General features: G+C 69.1%; 17 protein-coding genes. 14 read left to right on the top strand and 3 right to left on the bottom strand.

What is annotated here, in order from left to right; all coding sequences use genetic code 11:
- Window positions 1-35 precede the first annotated feature (35 nt).
- The gene (locus ACFHYQ_RS00720) at window positions 36-383 is read right to left on the bottom strand and encodes a PaaI family thioesterase (RefSeq protein WP_394299622.1); all 348 of its coding nucleotides are present in this window, start codon (window positions 381-383) and stop codon (window positions 36-38) included.
- A gap of 135 nt (window positions 384-518) precedes the next feature.
- Between ACFHYQ_RS00720 and polA the strand changes: the two genes are divergently transcribed.
- From polA to uvrB, 7 genes are all read left to right on the top strand, one after another.
- Window positions 519-3,227: a DNA polymerase I gene (gene polA, locus ACFHYQ_RS00715; protein WP_394299079.1), complete on the top strand. Its 2,709-nt coding sequence runs from the start codon at window positions 519-521 to the stop codon at window positions 3,225-3,227.
- Window positions 3,228-3,342: 115 nt separating this feature from the next.
- Window positions 3,343-4,440, top strand: a complete 1,098-nt coding sequence (locus ACFHYQ_RS00710; RefSeq protein WP_394299078.1) for a polysaccharide deacetylase family protein — start codon at window positions 3,343-3,345, stop codon at window positions 4,438-4,440.
- Between the two features lie 207 nt (window positions 4,441-4,647).
- Window positions 4,648-6,117, top strand: coding sequence for a 30S ribosomal protein S1 (gene rpsA, locus ACFHYQ_RS00705; protein WP_394299077.1), 1,470 nt, complete (start codon window positions 4,648-4,650; stop codon window positions 6,115-6,117).
- Window positions 6,118-6,224: 107 nt separating this feature from the next.
- Window positions 6,225-6,680: a GNAT family N-acetyltransferase gene (locus tag ACFHYQ_RS00700; RefSeq protein ID WP_394299076.1), complete on the top strand. Its 456-nt coding sequence runs from the start codon at window positions 6,225-6,227 to the stop codon at window positions 6,678-6,680.
- A 97-nt stretch (window positions 6,681-6,777) separates the two neighbouring features.
- Window positions 6,778-7,395 carry a dephospho-CoA kinase gene (coaE, locus tag ACFHYQ_RS00695; RefSeq protein WP_394299075.1) on the top strand — a complete coding sequence of 206 codons (618 nt, stop codon included), beginning with the start codon at window positions 6,778-6,780 and terminating at the stop codon, window positions 7,393-7,395.
- An 82-nt stretch (window positions 7,396-7,477) separates the two neighbouring features.
- On the top strand, window positions 7,478-8,668 hold the full coding sequence (locus tag ACFHYQ_RS00690) for an ArsB/NhaD family transporter (protein ID WP_394299074.1): 1,191 nt from the start codon (window positions 7,478-7,480) through the stop codon (window positions 8,666-8,668).
- 222 nt (window positions 8,669-8,890) lie between these two features.
- Entirely contained in the window at window positions 8,891-11,002 is a 2,112-nt protein-coding gene (uvrB, locus tag ACFHYQ_RS00685) for an excinuclease ABC subunit UvrB (RefSeq protein ID WP_394299073.1), read from the top strand.
- 65 nt (window positions 11,003-11,067) lie between these two features.
- Here the strand turns inward: uvrB and ACFHYQ_RS00680 are convergent, their stop codons facing one another.
- Window positions 11,068-11,667 carry a Uma2 family endonuclease gene (locus ACFHYQ_RS00680; RefSeq protein WP_394299072.1) on the bottom strand — a complete coding sequence of 200 codons (600 nt, stop codon included), beginning with the start codon at window positions 11,665-11,667 and terminating at the stop codon, window positions 11,068-11,070.
- Window positions 11,668-11,697: 30 nt separating this feature from the next.
- Entirely contained in the window at window positions 11,698-12,429 is a 732-nt protein-coding gene (locus tag ACFHYQ_RS00675) for an acyltransferase (RefSeq protein ID WP_394299071.1), read from the bottom strand.
- A gap of 201 nt (window positions 12,430-12,630) precedes the next feature.
- On the opposite strand from ACFHYQ_RS00675, the gene pyrG reads away from it, so the two are divergent.
- From pyrG to ACFHYQ_RS00640, 7 genes are all read left to right on the top strand, one after another.
- Complete coding sequence (gene pyrG, locus ACFHYQ_RS00670) at window positions 12,631-14,343, top strand: CTP synthase (protein ID WP_394299621.1); 1,713 nt, start codon at window positions 12,631-12,633, stop codon at window positions 14,341-14,343.
- A gap of 11 nt (window positions 14,344-14,354) precedes the next feature.
- Window positions 14,355-15,008: an NUDIX domain-containing protein gene (locus tag ACFHYQ_RS00665; RefSeq protein WP_394299620.1), complete on the top strand. Its 654-nt coding sequence runs from the start codon at window positions 14,355-14,357 to the stop codon at window positions 15,006-15,008.
- Window positions 15,009-15,043: 35 nt separating this feature from the next.
- Window positions 15,044-15,988 (top strand): site-specific tyrosine recombinase XerD, encoded by a 945-nt coding sequence (locus ACFHYQ_RS00660; RefSeq protein WP_394299070.1) that lies wholly within the window; start codon window positions 15,044-15,046, stop codon window positions 15,986-15,988.
- 82 nt (window positions 15,989-16,070) lie between these two features.
- A complete protein-coding gene (locus tag ACFHYQ_RS00655; protein WP_394299069.1) occupies window positions 16,071-16,970 on the top strand; it encodes a ParA family protein in 900 nt (299 codons plus the stop codon).
- Between the two features lie 32 nt (window positions 16,971-17,002).
- Window positions 17,003-17,845, top strand: coding sequence for a segregation and condensation protein A (locus ACFHYQ_RS00650; RefSeq protein ID WP_394299068.1), 843 nt, complete (start codon window positions 17,003-17,005; stop codon window positions 17,843-17,845).
- A gap of 12 nt (window positions 17,846-17,857) precedes the next feature.
- A complete protein-coding gene (gene scpB, locus ACFHYQ_RS00645; RefSeq protein WP_394299067.1) occupies window positions 17,858-18,445 on the top strand; it encodes an SMC-Scp complex subunit ScpB in 588 nt (195 codons plus the stop codon).
- Between the two features lie 65 nt (window positions 18,446-18,510).
- Window positions 18,511-20,148, top strand: coding sequence for a pseudouridine synthase (locus ACFHYQ_RS00640; RefSeq protein WP_394299066.1), 1,638 nt, complete (start codon window positions 18,511-18,513; stop codon window positions 20,146-20,148).
- The last annotated feature ends 85 nt before the right edge of the window (window positions 20,149-20,233 follow it).

Raw genomic sequence — 20,233 nt, 5'->3', positions numbered from 1 at the left:
CTTTGAGGGTGTGGTGGAAACAGGCGGTGCGAGGATCACCCGGCGTCGCGGAGCATGCAGGTCAGGCGCGAGGTGCACACCCGCCGCCCCCGGTCGTCGGTGATCTCGATGTCGTACGTCGCGAGAGTACGGCCGCCGTGCACGAGAGTGGCCACCGCGGTGATGTGACCGGACGTGGCCGACCGGTGGTGTGAGGCGCTGATCTCGATCCCCACCGCGATCCGCCCGGGACCCGCCTGCAGCGCGGCGCCGGTCGATCCCAGCGTCTCGGCCAGCACGCAGGACGCGCCGCCGTGGAGCAGGCCGTACGGCTGGGTGTTGCCCTCGACGGGCATGCGGCCGACCACCCGTTCGGGGCTCGCCTCCAGGATCTCGATGCCCATGCGCTCGTGCAGGTGGCCCTCGCCGGCCCCGTTGAGGGCGCTGAGGAACTCATCGGGATCGGTGACGGTCAAGGGGAGATCCTCCTCCGGGAAGAGTCCGGGTTTTATGTCGTACAGGGAGACTAGGCTGCGGGTGTGCCGAAGAGTGAAGCGACCCCCGACCGTCCGTGTCTGCTGCTCCTGGACGGGCATTCCCTTGCATACCGCGCCTTCTACGCGCTCAAGGACGCCAATCTCATGACAACCGACGGCCAGCACACGGAGGCGGTCTACGGCTTCACCTCCATGCTGACCAACGTCCTGCGCGATGAGCGGCCGAGCCACGTCGCGGTCTGCTTCGACCGCAGCGAGCCGACCTTCCGGCACGAGGCGTACGACGGATACAAGGCGAACCGGGCGGAGACGCCGGAGGACTTCCGCGGCCAGATGCAGCTCATCTTCGAACTGCTCGACGCCCTGCGCGTGCCGCGGATGTCACTGGCGGGGTTCGAGGCCGACGACCTGATCGCGACGCTGGCCACGCGCGCCGCCGGCGAGGACATGAACGTGCTGATCGTCACCGGCGACCGCGACGCGCTGCAGCTCGTCGACGAGCGGATCACCGTGCTGATGACCAGGCGCGGCATCAGCGACATGACGCGCTTCACGCCTGAGGCGGTCGCGGAGAAGTACGGCCTGACCCCGGTGCAGTACCCCGACTTCGCCGCGCTGCGCGGCGATCCGAGCGACAACCTTCCCAACATCCCCGGTGTGGGTGAGAAGACCGCCACCAAGTGGATCGTCGAGTACGGATCGCTCGACGAGCTGGTCAGGCGGGCCGACGAGGTGAAGGGGAAGGTCGGCGAGCGGCTGCGCGAGCACCTCGGCCAGGTGATCCACAACCGGATGCTGACCGAGCTGCGGCGGGACGTCGCGGTCGAGGCGGGTGTGGCCGATCTGACGATGGGTCAGTGGGACCGCGAGGAGGTCGACAAGCTGCTCGACGCCCTGCAGATCCGGGGCGAGCTGCGCGAACGGCTCTTCAAGACCCTCGGCGCGGTCGGCACGGCCGAGCCGGAGGCGGAGGAGGGCTTCGAGCTCGAGGTGACCGTGCTGGAGCCGGGTCAGGTGGCCGGGTGGCTGTCCGCTCTACCTGAGTCGGTTGAGCCGGGTGGGGGACGGGCCGGGCTCGCGTTCCGCGGCGCGTACGGCAGCGGCACCGGCCGCCTGGACGGCATCGCCATCGCCACCGCGGCCGGCGCGGCCTACGTGGACCCGACGCGGCTCACCCCCGAGGACGAGGCGGCCCTCGGCGGGTGGCTGGCCGACGAGTCGCGGCCCAAGGCCGTACACGACGCCAAGGGGTCGCTGCTCGCGCTGTGGGCACACGGGCAGGACCTGCGCGGTCTCACCTGTGACACAGCCCTGGCGGCCTATCTGGCGCTACCGGGACAGCGGTCGTTCCCGCTCGACGACCTGGTGCTTCGCTACCTGCGCCGGGAGTTGCGGGCGGAGTCCGCGCCGGACGGCCAGACCTCACTGTTCGACGACGTCGACGCCGGTGAGGCGCGTGATCTGGCCCTGCGTGCCCATGCCGTGCGCGACTTGGCCGACGCGCTGGAGGAGCACCTGTCGCGGCGCGGCGGCACTCGGCTGATCACCGAGGTGGAGTTGCCGCTGGTGCGGGTGCTGGCCGAGATGGAGGGGGCCGGGATCGGCGCCGACAGGCAGTACTTCGCGGCGCTGGAAGCGGAGTTCGGCTCCGCCGTGAAGCAGGCCGTCGAGGCCGCCCACGAGGTCGTGGGCGAGCAGTTCAACCTGAGCTCGCCCAAGCAGCTCCAGGAGATCCTGTTCGGCAAGCTGGGCCTGCCGAAGACCAAGAAGATCAAGACGGGTTATACGACGGACGCCGACGCGCTGGCGTGGCTGGCGACGCAGACCGACAACGAGCTGCCGACGATCCTGCTCAGGCACCGCGACCAGACCAAGCTGCGCACCACGGTCGAGGGGCTGATCAAGGAGATCGCCGACGACGGGCGCATCCACACCACGTTCAACCAGATCGTCGCGGCGACCGGGCGGTTGTCGAGCGAGAAGCCGAACCTGCAGAACATCCCGATCAGGACCGTCGAGGGCCGTCGCATCCGCAAGGGCTTCACGGTGGGCGAGGGCTACGAGACGCTGCTGACGGCGGACTACAGCCAGATCGAGCTGCGGATCATGGCGCACCTGTCGGGGGACGAGGCGCTGATCGCCGCCTTCGAGTCGGGCCACGACTTCCACCAGGCGACGGCCGCGCGGGTCTTCGACCTGCCGCCCGAGGAGGTGACCGCCGATCTGCGGGCCCGTATCAAGGCGATGAACTACGGCCTGGCCTACGGGCTGTCCGACTTCGGGCTGTCCGGCCAGCTCGGCATCGCCGTGGCCGAGGCGAGGGCGCTCAAGGAGGAGTACTTCGAGGAGTTCGGCGGGGTGCGCGACTACCTGGAAGCGGTCGTGGCGCAGGCCCGCCAGGACGGCTACACCGAGACGATCCTCGGGCGCCGCCGTTACCTGCCCGACCTCACCAGCGACAACCGGCAGCGGCGTGAGATGGCGGAGCGGATGGCGCTCAACGCGCCCATCCAGGGCTCGGCGGCCGACATCATCAAGGTCGCCATGCTCAACGTACGGCGGGCGATGGAGGGAATGCGCTCGCGGATGCTGCTCCAGGTCCACGACGAGCTCGTGTTCGAGGTGGTGCCGGGAGAGCTGGAGGAGGTGACCGCGCTCGTGTGCGAGCAGATGGGCGCGGCCTACGACCTGCGGGTGCCGCTCGACGTCTCCGTCGGGGTGGGAGAGACATGGGAGGACGCGGGCCACTGACGCCCGCCTCCGGATCCCCGCTTTGTGACCCCGGGTCGTGGAGCGCCGATCATCGACCGTAATCGCCCGGTCATCTGCCCATGTGATTTAGGTAAATTTTGGGCATTATGGTCGGATGATCGTGCGGGAAGTTGCTCGGGTTGCCGTTCTGGCCAACGTCGTTGTGGTAGTGGTGGGTCTCGTCGTGCTCATACTGCTGCCGCGGGCCGGTTCCGGGGGCGGCGGCACCCGGACGGCGGTGGGAGTGTCGCCCACCACCACGCCGACGGCGCCCGCGGAGCTACCGCCCGGCCAGACGGCGTCGGTGACCGCGACGCCGGAATCCGCCAAGAAGGTGAAGGCCAACGAGGCCGGCCTGGTCCCGGTGATCATGTATCACCGGCTGCTGCCCAAGCGGATCGCCTCCATCGACCGCACCCCCGGCCAGCTCCGCAAGGAGCTGGAGCGACTGGCCCGGAAGGACTATGTGCCGATCACGGCCGCCGAGTTCGTGTCCGGAAAGATCGACATCCCGGCGGGCTCCCACCCCGTCGTCCTCACCTTCGACGACGGCCACCCCAGCCACTTCGCGCTGGACTCCAATGGGGTGCCGAAACGGGACACGGCCGTCGGCATCATCTACGAGGTCGCGGCGAAATATCCGAACTTCCGGCCGGTTGCCACTTTCTGGGTCAACCGCAACCCCTTCGGACTGCGGGACCGGGCCGAGCAGACCCTGGCCGTGAAGTGGCTCGTCGAGCGCGGCTTCGAGGTCGGCAACCACAGCTACGATCATCCCGATCTGCGCAGTCTGCCGACAAAGCGAGTGAGCGAGCAGATCGTGCGCCAGGACCGGCTGCTCGCCAAGATCGGCGCGGGAGAGTCCACCACGTTCGCCCTGCCGTACGGCTCACGGCCCAGGAAACTGAGCGCGGCGCACGACGGGAAATGGGACGGCACGAAGTACCACTTCGACGGCGTGTTCCTCGCCGGGGCCGAGCCGGCCGTTTCGCCCTACGCGAAAAAATTCGAGCGATACGCGATCCCGAGGATCCAGTCCAACGGAAAACATGGGGAATGCAGCCGCTGGTGCACTACCTATTGGCTCGAATGGCTGGACGAACACCCCGAGAAGCGGTATACGTCCGATGGAGACCCCAAGAGAGTGTCGATTCCTCGCAAACTGCGTGCCACGGTCGCCTCAAGCAGGGCCGGGAAGATCGTCGCCTACTAGCGGTGTGTCCGCTTGCCTCGGATTGACCCCGCCCGTCATGTCTCATATGCTGATCGCTGCGCTGTGGGCTCGCGCGCGTCTCGGACGGAGCGGGCTCGCGCTCGGTCTTCGGTCGGCTGCGATCGCTGAACAGCCGCCGATGAACGAAAACAGGCCCGCCGCGCTTTCGTCACAACGACATCTGTCCGGTTCGGAGCAATTCCACACATGACGAGCAGCACTGAGGCCACCTCGAGCACCCCGCAGGTAGCGGTCAACGACATCGGTTCCGAGGAGGCCTTCCTCGCCGCGATCGACGAGACCATCAAGTACTTCAACGACGGCGACATCGTTGAGGGCACCGTTGTCAAGGTCGATCGAGACGAGGTCTTGCTCGACATCGGCTACAAGACCGAGGGCGTGATCCCGTCCCGCGAGCTCTCCATCAAGCATGACGTCGATCCGGCCGAGGTCGTCGAGGTCGGGGAGCACGTCGAGGCGCTGGTCCTCCAGAAAGAGGACAAGGAAGGCCGCCTGATCCTGTCCAAGAAGCGCGCCCAGTACGAGCGGGCGTGGGGCACGATCGAGAAGATCAAGGACGAGGACGGCATCGTCACCGGCACCGTCATCGAGGTCGTCAAGGGTGGTCTCATCCTCGACATCGGCCTGCGGGGCTTCCTCCCGGCGTCCCTGGTCGAGATGCGCCGCGTCCGCGACCTCCAGCCGTATGTCGGCCGTGAGCTCGAGGCTAAGATCATCGAGCTGGACAAGAACCGCAACAACGTGGTCCTGTCCCGCCGTGCCTGGCTCGAGCAGACGCAGTCCGAGGTGCGCCAGACGTTCCTCAACACCCTGCAGAAGGGCCAGGTCCGGAAGGGCGTCGTCTCCTCGATCGTCAACTTCGGCGCGTTCGTGGACCTCGGCGGCGTCGACGGTCTGGTGCACGTCTCCGAGCTGTCCTGGAAGCACATCGATCACCCCTCCGAGGTCGTCGAGGTCGGCCAGGAGGTCACGGTCGAGGTCCTGGACGTCGACATGGAGCGCGAGCGGGTCTCGCTGTCGCTCAAGGCGACGCAGGAGGACCCGTGGCAGCAGTTCGCCCGGACCCACCAGATCGGCCAGGTCGTGCCCGGCCGCGTCACCAAGCTGGTGCCGTTCGGTGCGTTCGTCCGCGTCGAGGAGGGCATCGAGGGCCTGGTCCACATCTCCGAGTTGGCCGAGCGCCACGTGGAGATCCCGGAGCAGGTCGTGACGGTCGGCGAGGAGATCTTCGTCAAGATCATCGACATCGACCTCGACCGCCGCAGGATCTCCCTGTCGCTCAAGCAGGCCAACGAGGGTGTCGGCGCCGAGGTCGAGTTCGACCCCACCCTGTACGGCATGGCCGCGACCTACGACGATCAGGGCAACTACATCTACCCCGAGGGCTTCGACGCCGAGACCGGCGAGTGGCTCGAGGGCTTCGACAAGCAGCGCGAGGAGTGGGAGCGGCAGTACGCCGAGGCCCAGGCCCGCTTCGAGGCGCACAAGTCGCAGATCGAGAAGGCCCGCCAGGAGGAGGCGGAGGCGGCCAGCCAGGCGGCCACCTCGTCCTACGGCGGTGAGACCTCGTCGCAGACCCAGCCGAGCGGTGGCGCCCTCGCCTCGGACGAGGCCCTCGCGGCCCTGCGCGAGAAGCTGGCCGGCGGACAGAGCTGAGTCAGGGGACCGGTTCGCAGGCACCGGTTCAGAAAGCAGTACGGAAGGCCCCGCTTCGGCGGGGCCTTCCGCTGTCCGGACCTTCCGCGCACCGATAGGGTGACGGAGTGTTGGACATCGAGCGGGCCATGCCCGGCGACGCCGGGGAGATTCTCACCCTGCAGCGGGCCGCCTACGTGACCGAGGCCCAGCTCTACGGCGACCCGTTCCTGCCCCCGCTCGTCGAGACGGTCGAGCAGATACGCAAAGTGATCGACACCGGGGTCGTGCTGAAGGCGACGGAGGGCGCCCGGCTGGTCGGATCCGTTCGCGGTCAGCTGTCCGGCCCGACGTGCCTCGTCGCACGCCTCGTCGTCGCGCCGGACCGGCAGGGACGGGGCATCGGCGGCGGGCTGCTCGCCGCGCTGCACGAGGCCGTCCCTGAGGCCGCCGTGTTCGACCTGTTCACCGGTCATCTCTCCGAGGGCGATCTGCGGCTGTACCGGCGCCTCGGCTACCGCGAGACCCACCGGGAGCGAGTGCAGGACCACCTGACCCTGGTGCACCTGCGTCTCAGCCGTTGACGTCTCTCCCAGATCCCCTCAGCCCCCGATGCGTCAGCCGGCCCGATGCCGCCGCCCACCAGGCCGCGCCGTACCGCCGGCGGATAGGCTGCGGGGCGTGCTCAGGGTAGGACTCACGGGCGGCATCGGCTCGGGCAAGAGTGAGGTGTCGCGACGGCTCGCGGCGCGCGGCGCGATCGTCATAGACGCGGACAAGATCGCGCGGGAGGTGGTGGAGCCGGGGACTTCCGGCCTCGCCGAGATCGTCCAGGCGTTCGGTGACGGCGTGCTGCGCCCGGACGGGACGCTCGACCGGGAACGGCTCGGCTCGATCGTGTTCGTCGACCCCGACAAGCTGAAGGTGCTCAACGGGATCGTCCACCCGAGGGTCGGCGCCCGGGTCGAGGAGCTCCAGCAGGCCGCTCCCGCCGGGGCGATCGTCGTCTACGACGTGCCGCTGCTCGCTGAGAACGGCCTCGCCGCAATGTACGACCTGGTGATCGTCGTGGACGCCCCCGACGGCGTCCGCGTCCGCAGGCTGGGAGAGTTCCGGGGTATGACGGAGGGGGACGCACGGGCCCGGATCGCGGTCCAGGTATCCCGCGAGGACCGCCTCGACGTGGCCGACATCGTGATCGACAACGAGGGCTCGCTGGAGCTTCTCGACGCCCGGGTCGGCGAGGTCTGGGATGAGCTCGTCGCCCGGGCGGGCGCGTACGCCCCCGGCGGCGGGTGACCGAGACGGCGTTCCGGCCAGATCGTGTCCCGGATGCCGGCGGCTCCGCGGGCTTTCGAGCGGCAGGGATGAGGTGTTGGCCGTGGGGGGAGGTCTGCGGCGGCTGGACGTCCTCGACCGGATCCGGCTCGGCCTGCTAGCGGCAGGTCTGCTGTGCGCGGCCACCGGGCTCCTTCCTCTGACGGCGGCAGAGGAGAGCCTTGCCCGCGTCGCGCCGCTGCTGCTGTTCCTGGTCGCGGTCATCGTGCTCGCGGAACTGGCCAGGGAGGCCCAGGTCTTCGACGTCGTGGCGACTCGCCTGGCGATCGTCGGCAGAGGCAGCTATCCGGCGCTTTTTCTGCTTTGTTCGGCATTCGCATCGCTTGTTACGATATTTCTCAATCTTGACACGACGGCTGTACTGCTCACCCCGGTGATGGTGGCGCTGGCGCGGCGGGCCGGGATCAGGCCGCTGCCGCTGGCCGTGACGACGGTGTGGCTGGCCAACACGGCGAGCCTGGTGTTGCCGGTCTCCAACCTGACCAACCTGCTCGCGATGAACCGGTTCGCGCTCGACGCGCGCGGTTTCGCCGCGCGGATGTGGGCGCCGGGACTCACCTCGATCGCCGTCACGATGGTGTTCCTCTGGGTCTTCTTCTGGCGGCGGGCGGAGCGGGGTGGGGAACGCTACCGGCCGCCGGCCGCGGTCTCAGTGGCCGACCGGCTGCTGTTCACGGCCGCCGTCGCCGTGTGCGTAGTGTTCGCCGCCGCGATCCTCGCGGGGGTACGGATCGAGATCGCCGCGCTCGGCGCCGCCACGGCCGTGGTCGCCGCCTTCGCATGGCGCGACCGTTCGAAGCTCGGTTGGTCACTCATCCCATGGCGGCTCCCGGTCTTCGTCACAGGTCTGTTCCTGGTGGTGCCCACGCTCGCCAGGCTCGGCCTGGCCGACGTGATGCGCGCGGTCATCGGCGTCGACGGCGGCGCGTCGGGCGCATGCCGGGCGGCAGCGGCGGGCGCCGGCCTGTCGAGCATGGTGAACAACCTGCCCGCCTACGTCGCCGCGGAGCAGGTGATCCCACCCGCCGACGGGACGCGGCTGCTCTCTCTGCTCGTCGGCGTCAACATCGGCCCGGTCGTGACGCCATGGGGGTCACTGGCCACGCTCCTGTGGTTCGAGTGGTGCCGCCGCCGCGAGGTGCCGGTGCCGATCGGCAGGTTCGTCGTGACGGGTACCGGACTGGCCGTGGCAGCTCTCGCCGCGACGGTCGGCGTCCTGTTGCTCACCGCATGAACTCTTCGGAATCGATGGGCCGACTCAGTGAATGTGCGGGGGCTTCTCGGACCATCCGCTGCCGACGGTCCGGACCTTGCGGCGCGGAGCCGCGGCCAGAGCCGGGAGCCGTACCGGAATTGTCGGCCGTGCGGCGTAGGTTATGGAGACGTGAGCATCCGGCGGCGGGGGCCGGGCGGATCGGGGCCAGACGCGGGGCGAGAGCGAAGTGGTGAGCGAGCGATGAAGTCTCTGATCGACCTGCAGCGCAAGGCGGCGCCCTTCGAGGTCGTCACCGAGATGACGCCGTCCGGTGACCAGCCGACGGCCATCGCCGAGCTGGAACGCCGGGTCCGGGCCGGGGAGAAGGACACGGTCCTGCTGGGCGCGACGGGCACCGGCAAAACCGCCACCGTGGCCTGGCTGGTGGAGCGGCTCCAGCGCCCCACGCTGGTCATGCAGCCGAACAAGACGCTCGCCGCACAGTTCGCCAACGAGCTCCGAGAGATGCTGCCGAACAACGCGGTCGAGTACTTCGTCTCGTATTACGACTACTACCAGCCCGAGGCGTACGTCCCCCAGAGCGACACCTACATCGAGAAGGACTCCTCGATCAACGAGGAGGTGGAACGGCTGCGTCACTCGGCGACCTGGTCCCTGGTGTCGCGGCGCGACGTGGTCGTGGTCGCCTCGGTCTCCTGCATCTACGGTCTGGGCACCCCCCAGGAGTACGTCGAGCGGATGGTCGGGCTGAAGGTCGGCCAGCAGATCGACCGGGACCAACTGCTGCGCAGGCTCGTCGACATGCAGTACACCCGCAATGACCTGGCCTTCACCCGTGGCACGTTCCGGGTGCGCGGGGACACGGTCGAGGTCATCCCCGTCTACCAGGAGCTCGCCGTCCGCATCGAGATGTTCGGCGACGAGATCGAGAAGCTGGCCACCCTCCACCCGCTGACCGGTGAGGTCGTCGCCGAGGACGACGAACTGCACATCTTCCCCGCGTCGCACTACGTGGCCGGGCCGGAGCGGATGGAGCGGGCCATCAACGACATCGAGGCCGAGCTCGCCGAGCGGCTGGCCGATCTGGAGCGGCAGGGCAAGCTACTGGAGGCCCAGCGGTTGCGCATGCGAACCACGTACGACATCGAGATGATGCGCCAGATCGGCAGTTGCGCCGGCATCGAGAACTACTCGCGTCACATCGACGGGCGCGCGGCGGGCACTGCGCCGCACACCCTGCTGGACTTCTTCCCCGACGACTTCCTGCTCGTCCTCGACGAGTCGCACCAGACCGTTCCGCAGATCGGCGCGATGTACGAGGGCGACGCCTCGCGTAAGCGCACGCTTGTCGATCACGGGTTCCGTCTGCCGTCCGCGATGGACAACCGGCCGCTGAAGTGGGAGGAGTTCCTGGAGCGGATCGGCCAGACCGTCTATCTGTCGGCCACTCCGGGACCCTACGAGCTGGGGCGCAGCAAGGGCGACGTGGTCGAGCAGGTAATCCGCCCCACCGGCCTGGTCGACCCCGAGGTCGTGGTCAAGCCCACGCAGGGTCAGATCGACGACCTCATGGAGGAGATCAGGGTCCGGGCCGAGCGAGACGAGCGGGTCCTGGTCACGACGCTGACCAAGAAGATGGCCGAGGACCTGACCGACTACCTGCTCGAGAACGGCATCCGGGTCCGCTATCTGCACAGCGAGGTGGACACGCTGCGCCGCATCGAGTTGCTGCGCGAGCTTCGCCTGGGTGAGTTCGACGTGCTCGTCGGCATCAACCTGCTCCGTGAGGGCCTCGACCTGCCCGAGGTGTCGCTGGTGTCCATCCTGGACGCCGACAAGGAGGGCTTCCTGCGGTCGGAGACCTCGCTCATCCAGACCATCGGCCGTGCCGCCCGTAACGTGTCCGGCCAGGTGCACATGTACGCGGACAAGATCACACCGAGCATGGAACGGGCGATCGAGGAGACCAACCGGCGCCGGGCCAAGCAGGTCGCCTACAACCAGGCCAACGGCATCGACCCGAAGCCGCTACGTAAGAAGATCGCCGACATCCTGGACAGCCTCGCCAGGGAGGACGCGGACACGGCCCAGATGCTCGGCGGGGCCGGCCGTCAGCAGTCCCGCGGCAAGGCTCCGGTTCCCGGCCTCGCCTCCAAGCGGGCCGGCCGGCACGCGAAGGCCATCGTGGGAGAGATGCCGAGGGCGCAGCTCGAGGCCCTGATCGAGTCTCTCACCGAGCAGATGCACACCGCGGCCGCCGACCTTCAGTTCGAGGTGGCCGCCCGGCTCCGCGACGAGATCAAGGAACTCAAGCGCGAGGTCCGCGACATGCGCGAGGCCGGCGTGAAGTGACCGCTACGAGATGAGCACCGCCACGGTGACACCTGCTGTGATCACTGACGGTGCTCATACTGGGCTTATTCAGCCGACGAACGAGCTTCCGTGGTTGGCCAGCCCAGGCTCAGGTCGATGTCCACGTCGAAACCGATATGGGTTTTGAGCCGCTTGCGATGGATGCCCGTCGGGACGTACGCCTTCACACTCGGCTCCAGCTCGAACGTGTAGACAACCGGCTCCTGATCCTCGAGCTCGATCCGCCACATATACCTGATGCCGGCGTTGGAGTATTTGATCGGCTTGGTGGTCCGGTCCCGCTCCACCGAATCGGCGGACACCACCTCGACGACGAGGTGAACGTCCTCCGGTTTGAACGATGTCGTCTTGAGGTCGGTCAGCGCCATGCTTTTCACCAGCATGATGTCGGGTTCGGGGCGCTGCCGTAGTCCCAGTGTGACACTCATCTCGCGGGCGACGCACAGATCCGGAGGAGGTGTGAGCTCCCGCTCCAGGAGCCTGAGCATGAGCATGTGGAAGGCGGTCTGGGGAGACATCATGATTAGAGACCCATCGATCAGTTCGACGTGCCGGGGCGCGTCGGGGGGAAGATGATCGAGCATCTCGGCGGTCCATCCGCCGGGTGGGCCGGGGTAGAACCAATCGGGGAAAGCCGTGGTCATCCGCTGTCCATCCTCTCTTACCTCGCCGGATCACTCGACATGACCATCCTGCCACCCAGCGTAGCCGGGGTGGACGGATTCCGGTGGTAGGGCGACCGGGGGCAGGTGGGGAGTGCTCAGCCGGGAACGGGTGGCGGACGAGGGGCTGTGCCAGCCGAGGTCGGGGGAGTGCCGCCGTACGATCCTGGCGGGCACCCCGGCGATCACCGAGTGGTCGGGGAACTCGCCCCGCACGACCGCGCCGCCGGCGACGACCGACTGCCGGCCGATCCGGGTGCCCGGCAGGATGATCGCTCCCGTGCCGAGCCAGGAACCCGGCCCGATGACGACGGGCTTGTTGCGCGGCCACTGCCGCCCGATGGGCGCCTCCGGGTCGTCGTACACGTGGTTCTGGTCGGTGATGTAGACGTAGGGGCCGGTGAAGACGTCGTCGCCGATGTCGATGGACTGGTGGCCGACGATGTGGCTGCCCCTGCCGATGGAACAGCCGCGGCCGATCCGCACGATCGAGCCGGGACCGAGGTCCACCCCCGGGCCCATGCCGGCGGAGATGGAGACGCGCTCGCCGATGAGCGTGTGGTCGCCGATCTCGACCCACGCCTCACCGAAGATGGCGCCGGTGGGGAAGGCGATGCATGCCCCGTCGCCGAGGCGGCGGAACCGGTAGCCGCCCATGGCGCCGGGGGTGAGCGCGGCCGCTTCGCGCACGTAGGACCAGCCGCGGTGGACCAGTCGGCCGACGGCACGCTTCACGATCGACATACCGGGACAAGTTACCCGTTGGTCGACTTACCGGCTATAGCGGGTTCGCGCACGTAGGGGGGCGGATAACGGGAAGCGTTTGATATTCTGAGAGCCCGTGGGCATCGCGGTCGCCGACTGGGCGGCCGGGATAGACGACGACCACGGGAGCCATTCTTGCGCAGCGCCGCCCAGACCCGGGAAACACCGTCCAGGGAAACACTGTCCAGGCCGACACCGGCCAAGCAGATTCCGACCAAGCATCTCTTCGTCACCGGTGGCGTCGCCTCCAGTCTCGGCAAGGGGCTCACCGCCTCCAGCCTCGGGCGCCTCCTCAAGCTGCGCGGCCTCCGGGTCACCATGCAGAAGCTCGACCCCTACCTCAACGTCGACCCCGGGACGATGAACCCGTTCCAGCACGGCGAGGTGTTCGTCACGGACGACGGTGCCGAGACCGACCTCGACGTCGGCCACTACGAGCGCTTCCTCGACACCGAGCTGCACGGCTCGGCGAACGTGACGACCGGCCAGGTCTACTCCAACGTGATCGCCAAGGAGCGGCGCGGAGAGTACCTGGGCGACACCGTGCAGGTCATCCCGCACATCACCAACGAGATCAAGGATCGCATCCGCGGCATGGCCGGTCCCGACGTCGATGTCGTGATCACCGAGGTCGGCGGCACCGTCGGCGACATCGAGTCGCTGCCGTTCCTCGAGGCCGTACGGCAGGTCCGCCACGAGGTCGGCCGCGACAACGTGTTCTTCCTGCACGTCTCGCTGCTGCCGTACATCGGCCCGAGCGGGGAGCTGAAGACCAAGCCGACCCAGCACTCGGTCGCCGCCCTGCGCAGCATCGGCATCCAGCCGGACGCCATCGTGTGCCGGTCGGACCGGCCGATCACCACCTCGCTCAAGCGTAAGATCAGCCTGATGTGCGACGTGGACGAGGACGCGGTGGTCTCCGCCGTCGACGCCGCCTCGATCTACGACATCCCGAAGGTCCTGCACTCCGAGGGCCTGGACGCGTACGTCGTGCGACGGCTCGGCCTGCCGTTCCGCGACGTGGACTGGACCGAGTGGGACCAGTTGCTGCGCCGGGTGCACCGGCCCGCCAAGGAGGTCACGATCGGGCTGGTCGGCAAGTACATCGACCTGCCCGACGCGTACCTGTCCGTCACCGAGGCGCTGCGCGCCGGGGGGTTCGCCGCCGACACCAGGGTCAACATCCGCTGGGTCCAGAGCGACGACTGCGAGACCCCCGAGGGCGCCGCCCGGGAGCTCGACGGCGTCGACGGGGTGCTGATCCCCGGCGGGTTCGGCGTGCGCGGCATCGAGGGCAAGGTCGGCGCGGTACGGCATGCCCGCGAACAGAAGATCCCCCTGCTCGGCATCTGCCTCGGCATGCAGTGCATGGTCATCGAGGCGGCCCGCAACCTCGCCGGGATCGCCGAAGCCGACAGCACCGAGTTCGACCCGAAGACCCCGAGCCCGGTCATCTCGACCATGGCCGACCAGGAGGACGTGGTCGCCGGGGAGCGTGACATGGGCGGCACCATGCGGCTCGGTCTCTACCCCGCCAAGCTCGCCGAGGGCTCCATCGCCCGTCGCCTGTACGGCAAAGCCAGGGTGGAGGAGCGGCACCGGCACCGCTACGAGGTGAACAACTCGTTCCGGGAGCCGCTGGAGAAGGTCGGCATGGTGTTCTCCGGCTTGTCCCCGGACGGCAGGCTCGTGGAATACGCCGAGCTGGCCGCCGACCAGCACCCGTTCTTCATCGGCACCCAGGCGCATCCCGAGTTCCGCTCCCGCCCGACCAGGTCGCACCCGCTGTTCAAGGGGCTGGTGGAGGGCGCCCTCGAGTACGCGCAGGCCCGCCAGGCCGGGGCGAACCAGGCTGCGAGCCAGCCCGTCGTGAAGGCGGGCCGTACCAAGTGAAGGCGCACCAAATGAAGGCGTCGTCCTCGAACGGGCCGTCCACGGACGTTCCTCCGCAGGTGCGGGACGTCGAGGAGTCGTGGGAGGTCGTGGCCGCCGCGGAGCGGTTCAGCGGGCGGGTCATCTCCGTGCGCACCGACACCGTGGTGATGCCGGACGGCGGGACGGCGGACCGCGACTATGCCGTGCACCCCGGCTCGGTCGCGGTGGTCGCCCTCGACGACTCCGGCCGCGTGCTGCTGATCCGCCAGTACCGGCATCCGATGCGGCGCCTGCTGTGGGAGCTGCCGGCCGGCCTCCGCGACGTGCCCGGCGAGCCGCTGGTGGCCTGCGCGGCGCGCGAGCTGGCCGAGGAGGCGCGCTACCGTGCCCGCACCTGGGACACGCTGGTCGACGTCTACACCTCGCCCGGCATGACCGACGAGCGCATCCGGATCTTCCTGGCCCGCGACGTGGCGCCGATCCCCGAGGAGGAGGACTCCTACGTCCGCCGGAACGAGGAGATCGACATGCCGGTGGTGTGGATCCCGATGGCTGAGGCGGTCGACAGAGTGCTGACCGGAATGATCCACAATTCTCCGGCGGTCGCCGGTATCCTCGCCGCATACGCAGCTTCCGCCGACGGATTCATGGGACTCCGTCCCGCCGACGCGCCGGAGGCATGAGTCCGTAGGGGGACGTCCTGAGCGAGCCCGAGGCGGTGCTGTCCAGCTATCTCGCCCATCTGGCGGTGGAGCGGGGGCTGTCTGCCAACACGCTCGCGTCCTACCGGCGCGACCTGCGCCGCTATGTCGAGCATCTGGAGGCACGGGGCCTCGCCACGCTGGCGGACGTCGCGGAGGGGGACGTGGTGGCGTTCCTCGCCGCGCTGCGCGAGGGGGACGACCATCACCCGGCGCTGGTGGCCAGCTCGGCCGCCCGCGCCGTGTCCGCGGTGCGCGGGCTGCACCGGTTCGCGCTCCGCGAGGGCGTCTCCGGTCACGACCCCGCGCACGACGTCCACCCGCCGCGCCAGATGCGGCGCCTGCCCAAGGCGATCAGCGTCGCCGACGTCGAGCGGCTCCTGGCCGCGTGCGGTCCCGAGGACTCGCCGCTGGCCCTGCGCAACCGCGCGCTCCTGGAGGTCCTGTACGGCACGGGCGCCCGGATCTCCGAGGCCGTCGGGCTCGCCGTCGACGACGTGTCCCGCGATCCCGGACACGATCCCGGACAGGACTCGGAACAGGACCCTGGAGAGGATCAGGTGCGGCTGCGCGGCAAGGGCGGGCGGATGAGGATCGTGCCGCTGGGCCGGTACGCCCGCCGGGCGCTCGACGCATACCTGGTCAGGGCGCGGCCCTCGATCGCGGCGCACGGCCGGGGGACACCCGCGCTGTTCCTCAACGCGCGAGGCGGCCGGCTGACCCGGCAGGGAGCCTGGGAGGTGCTCCAGGCCGCGGCGGAGCGGGCCGGACTTTCCGGTGTTTCTCCACACATGTTGCGACATTCGTTCGCAACCCACCTCCTCGATGGCGGCGCGGACGTTAGGGTTGTCCAGGAACTGCTCGGTCACGCCTCGGTGACCACCACGCAGGTGTACACGCTGGTGACGGTCGACAGGCTCCGGGAGGTCTACGCGGCGGCCCATCCCCGCGCGCTGAACTGAGAGCGCCTTGGGCGCGCCGCCTTGCCGCATCGTTGCCGACCCTTTAGATTCGATCAGGTTCGAGGCCGTCAGGGAGGACAAGGTGACTGCGACCACTGAGGCGACGTGGAACGCGGGGATCCCCGGCGGTGCGATCGGGCCTACCGGCCGTCCGCGCCCGGTGTTCCCCGAGCCGACACCGCCGGAGACGCACGGACCGGCGCGGATCGTCGCGATGGTGAATCAGAAGGGCGGCGTCGGCAAGACGACGACCACCATCAACCTCGGCGCCGCGTTGGCCGAGGTGGGCCAGCGGGTCCTGCTGGTGGACTTCGACCCCCAGGGCGCGCTCTCCGTCGGTCTGGGCATCGACCCCCGGCCGATCGAGGCGACGGTCTACGACCTCATCATGGAGGAGCCGGACGTCACCGTCGAGGACGTGCTGCTCGACACCTCCGTCGAGAACATGGAGTTGCTCCCCAGCAACATCTTCCTGTCCGGTGCGGAGATCAGGCTGGTCAACGAGGTGGCCAGGGAGTACGCGCTGCAGCGGGCGCTGGAGCCGCTGCTGCCGCACTACGACATCTGCCTGATCGACTGTCAGCCCTCGCTCGGCCTGCTCACGGTCAACGCGCTCACTTGCGCGCACAGCGTGATGATTCCACTGGAGTGCGAGTTCTTCGCGCTGCGTGGCGTCGCGTTGCTCATGGAGTCGATCGGCAAGGTCCAGGAGCGCCTGAACAAGAGCCTGGAGATCGACGGCCTGCTCGCCACGATGTACGACCCCCGTACGCTGCACGCGCGCGAAGTTCTCCAGACGATCATGCAGGGGTTCGGGGACAAGGTCTTCCACACGGTGATCAACCGGACCGTCCGCTTCCCCGACGCCACCCTGGCCGGTGAACCGATCACGCAGTTCGACTCCGGATCGATGGGCGCCACCGCCTATCGTGATCTCGCTCGAGAGCTCCTCGCCCGCTGGCCCGCCCACTCCCGCGCGTGATCTCGTAATTCACTCCTGGGGACTGGGCGACAATGGGAGGCGTGACGGAGCAGGTGTCCGGGCCCGAGACCCAAGACCAGGCCGGGTTCCAGGTGCATCTGGATGTCTTCGAGGGCCCGTTCGATCTGCTGCTCGGGTTGATCTCCAAACACAAGCTGGACATCACCGAGGTCTCCCTGCATCAGGTCACCGACGAGTTCATCGCGTACATCCGTTCTCGCGGACCCGAGTGGGACCTCGACCAGACGAGCCACTTCCTGCTGGTCGCCGCGACCCTGCTGGACCTGAAGGCTGCCCGCCTGCTGCCCACCGGCGAAGTCGAGGACGAGGAGGACCTGGCTCTGCTGGAAGCCCGCGACCTGCTCTTCGCGCGGCTCCTGCAGTACCGGGCCTACAAGGAGGTCGCGAAGATCTTCACCGGGCGGCTGGCGGAGGAGGCCCTGCGCTTTCCCCGGTCGGCGCCCATGGAGAAGCGGTTCGCCGACCTGCTGCCGGAGCTCGTCCTCGGCATCGGGCCGGAGCAGCTCGCGAAGATCGCCGCGAAGGCGTTCACGCCGAAGGCCCCGCCGACCGTCTCGGTCTCCCACATCTATCAACCGCTCGCCAGCGTCCGCGAACATGCCGCTATTCTTGTCGAGCGGTTGCGGCGGGTCGGAAGGGCGACCTTCCGGGCGCTGACCGCCGACTGCGGGGGCACCTTCGAGATCGTCGCCCGGTTCCTGGCCGTCCTGGAGCTGTTCCGGGAGGCCGCCGTCTCCTTCGAGCAGGTCGAGCCGCTCGGCGAGCTGTACGTCACGTGGACCGGCGCCGCGGACGGCGATGTGCTGGTCGGAGACGACTACGACGCGTCACGCGGTGACGGCGACGCCGAATAGCGAGAGGGGCCCATGGAACGCAGCGAGGCAGCCGAGGCAGCCGGGATCCCGCAGCAGGCCCTGCCGGACCTCAGACCGGCGCTGGAGGCGATCCTGATGGTGGTCGACGAGCCGGTCGCCGAGGTGACCCTCGCTCAGGTCCTGGAGCGGCCGACGATTGAGATCGGCGCCGCCCTGCGTGATCTGTCCGAGGAATACATCGCGGCCGGACGTGGTTTCGACCTTCGGGAGGTGGCCGGAGGCTGGCGTTTCTACACCCGGGCGGAGTGTGCCCCGCTCGTGGAGCGTTTCGTCAGGGACGGCCAGACTGCGCGGCTGACACAGGCGGCGCTGGAGACCCTCGCCGTGGTCGCCTACCGGCAGCCGGTCAGCCGGGCCCGGGTGGCGGCGATCCGTGGTGTGAACAGCGACGGCGTCATACGGACGCTCACCGCACGAGGCCTGGTCGAGGAGGCCGGAACCGACCCGGAGAGCCAGGCTGTGCTCTACCGGACGACGAGTTACTTCCTGGAGAGGCTGGGGTTGCGTAGCCTCGACGAGCTTCCCGAGCTCGCCCCATTTCTCCCGGACGACGTGGAAATCTTTGAGGAGAAGCAGTGAACAGCAGGCGTGGTACCCCGTCCGGTGAGGGACGCGGTCGGAGCCGGAGCACCGGTCAGCGGGGCATGGGTCCCAGAAACGAGGGCAGGGGAGGCGGCGGCTTCAGAGGCGGCGACCGCTCCCGTGACGCCGACCGCAAGCCCTTCCGCGGTGACCGTACGGATCGAGACCGTACGGATCGAGACCGGACCGGCCGAGACGCCCGTGACAGCCGTGCCGCCGGGGGCTACCGGGGCCGTCGGGACGATGGAGATCACCGGGACCGGCGGGACGGCGGGGGATATCGGGACGACCGCGGCGGCTCGCGCGGCAGGTACGGCAGGCCCTCCGGCGAGGGAGGCCGTTACGGAGACCGGGACCGGGACCGGGAGCGTCCCGGCGGTCGTGACCGGGCGCAGGCGTACCGTGACGACCGGACCCCGGGTAGGGACCGGGCCTCTGGTGGCGGACGGGGCTTCGACAGGGACCGGTCCGCCGCTGGTAGGGACCGCGGTTTCGACAGGGACCGGGCCGCTGGCAGAGACCGGGCCGCTGGCAGAGACCGGGGCTTCGAGGGCGGCCGGGACTTCGGCGGCAGGCGTTCCGAACGTGGTTTTCGGGACGATCGCCCCTATCGGGGTGAGCGGGCCGACCGCCGGCCTGAGGACCGCAGGCGTGAGGACCGTCCCCGTGAGGACCGTCAGCCCGGACGTGCCCCGTTCCGCGCCGCCAGGGGTGGCACCCGGCCGCGTGACGACGTGCGGACCATCGGCGGCGGGAGTGCCGAACGGGGCGGATTGCGCGCGCGCTTCGGCCACGACAGGTCCGACCGCGGCGGTGCGGCCTCCCGGCCCCGGTCGGGAGAGAGTCGCGGGGGAGCGCCCCGGGAGAGCAGGGCGAGCCGGGAGGAGAACCCGTTCAAGACCTCTCGGCAGCCGCTGCGCGACCCGGACTTCTACGACGAGGACTACACCGACGAGCGCGACACCACGGAGGTGCCGGACGGCGAGCGGCTGCAGAAGGTCCTCGCCCAGGCCGGGGTGGCCAGCAGGCGCGCCTGCGAGGAGATGATCGGCGACGGCCGCGTGACGGTCGACGGCCAGGTGGTGCGCCGCTTCGGCGCCCGGGTCGATCCCGCCAGGCAGGTCATCCACGTCGACGGCAGGCGCGTGCCGACCGCGCCGGACCTGGTCTACTACGCGCTCAACAAGCCGATCGGCGTCGTGAGCACGATGGACGACCCGGAGGGCCGCCCGTGCCTGCACGACTACGTGCAGGACCTCGCTCCGCGGCTGTTCCACGTGGGCCGGCTGGACACCGAGACCGAGGGCCTGCTGCTGTTCACCAACGACGGTGAGCTGGCGCATCGGCTGACCCATCCCAGTTACGGCGTGACGAAGAAGTACTGGGCCAAGGTGCCCGGTCCGGTGCCGCGCAACCTGCACCGGGCGCTACGCGAGGGCGTGGCGCTGGACGACGGGCTGGCCCGGGCCGACGAGTTCCGCATCGTGCAGGAGCACGGCCAGCAGGCGCTGGTCGAGATCATCCTGCACGAGGGGCGCAAGCACATCGTCAGGCGCATGCTGGAGGCCGTGGGCCACCGGGTGATCGACCTGGCGCGCATCGAGTTCGGTCCGGTCAAACTGGGCCGGCTCAAGCCCGGTACGCTCCGCACCCTGACGGTGCAGGAGGTCGGCGAGCTCTACTCCGCCGTCGGCATGTAGCCTTGCCGGGCACCGGTTCGCAGGGCGGGACAATAACGGATAAAGCCCCGTGAACTGGGTGGTGGCTTGGGCCCTACGGCGGCGA

Origin of the sequence: Sphaerimonospora cavernae, assembly GCF_042435035.1 — a bacterium.
Taxonomy (GTDB): domain Bacteria; phylum Actinomycetota; class Actinomycetes; order Streptosporangiales; family Streptosporangiaceae; genus Sphaerimonospora; species Sphaerimonospora cavernae.
Note: the sequence above shows the minus strand (reverse complement) of the source record. Positions and strands in the feature narration are given on the sequence as shown.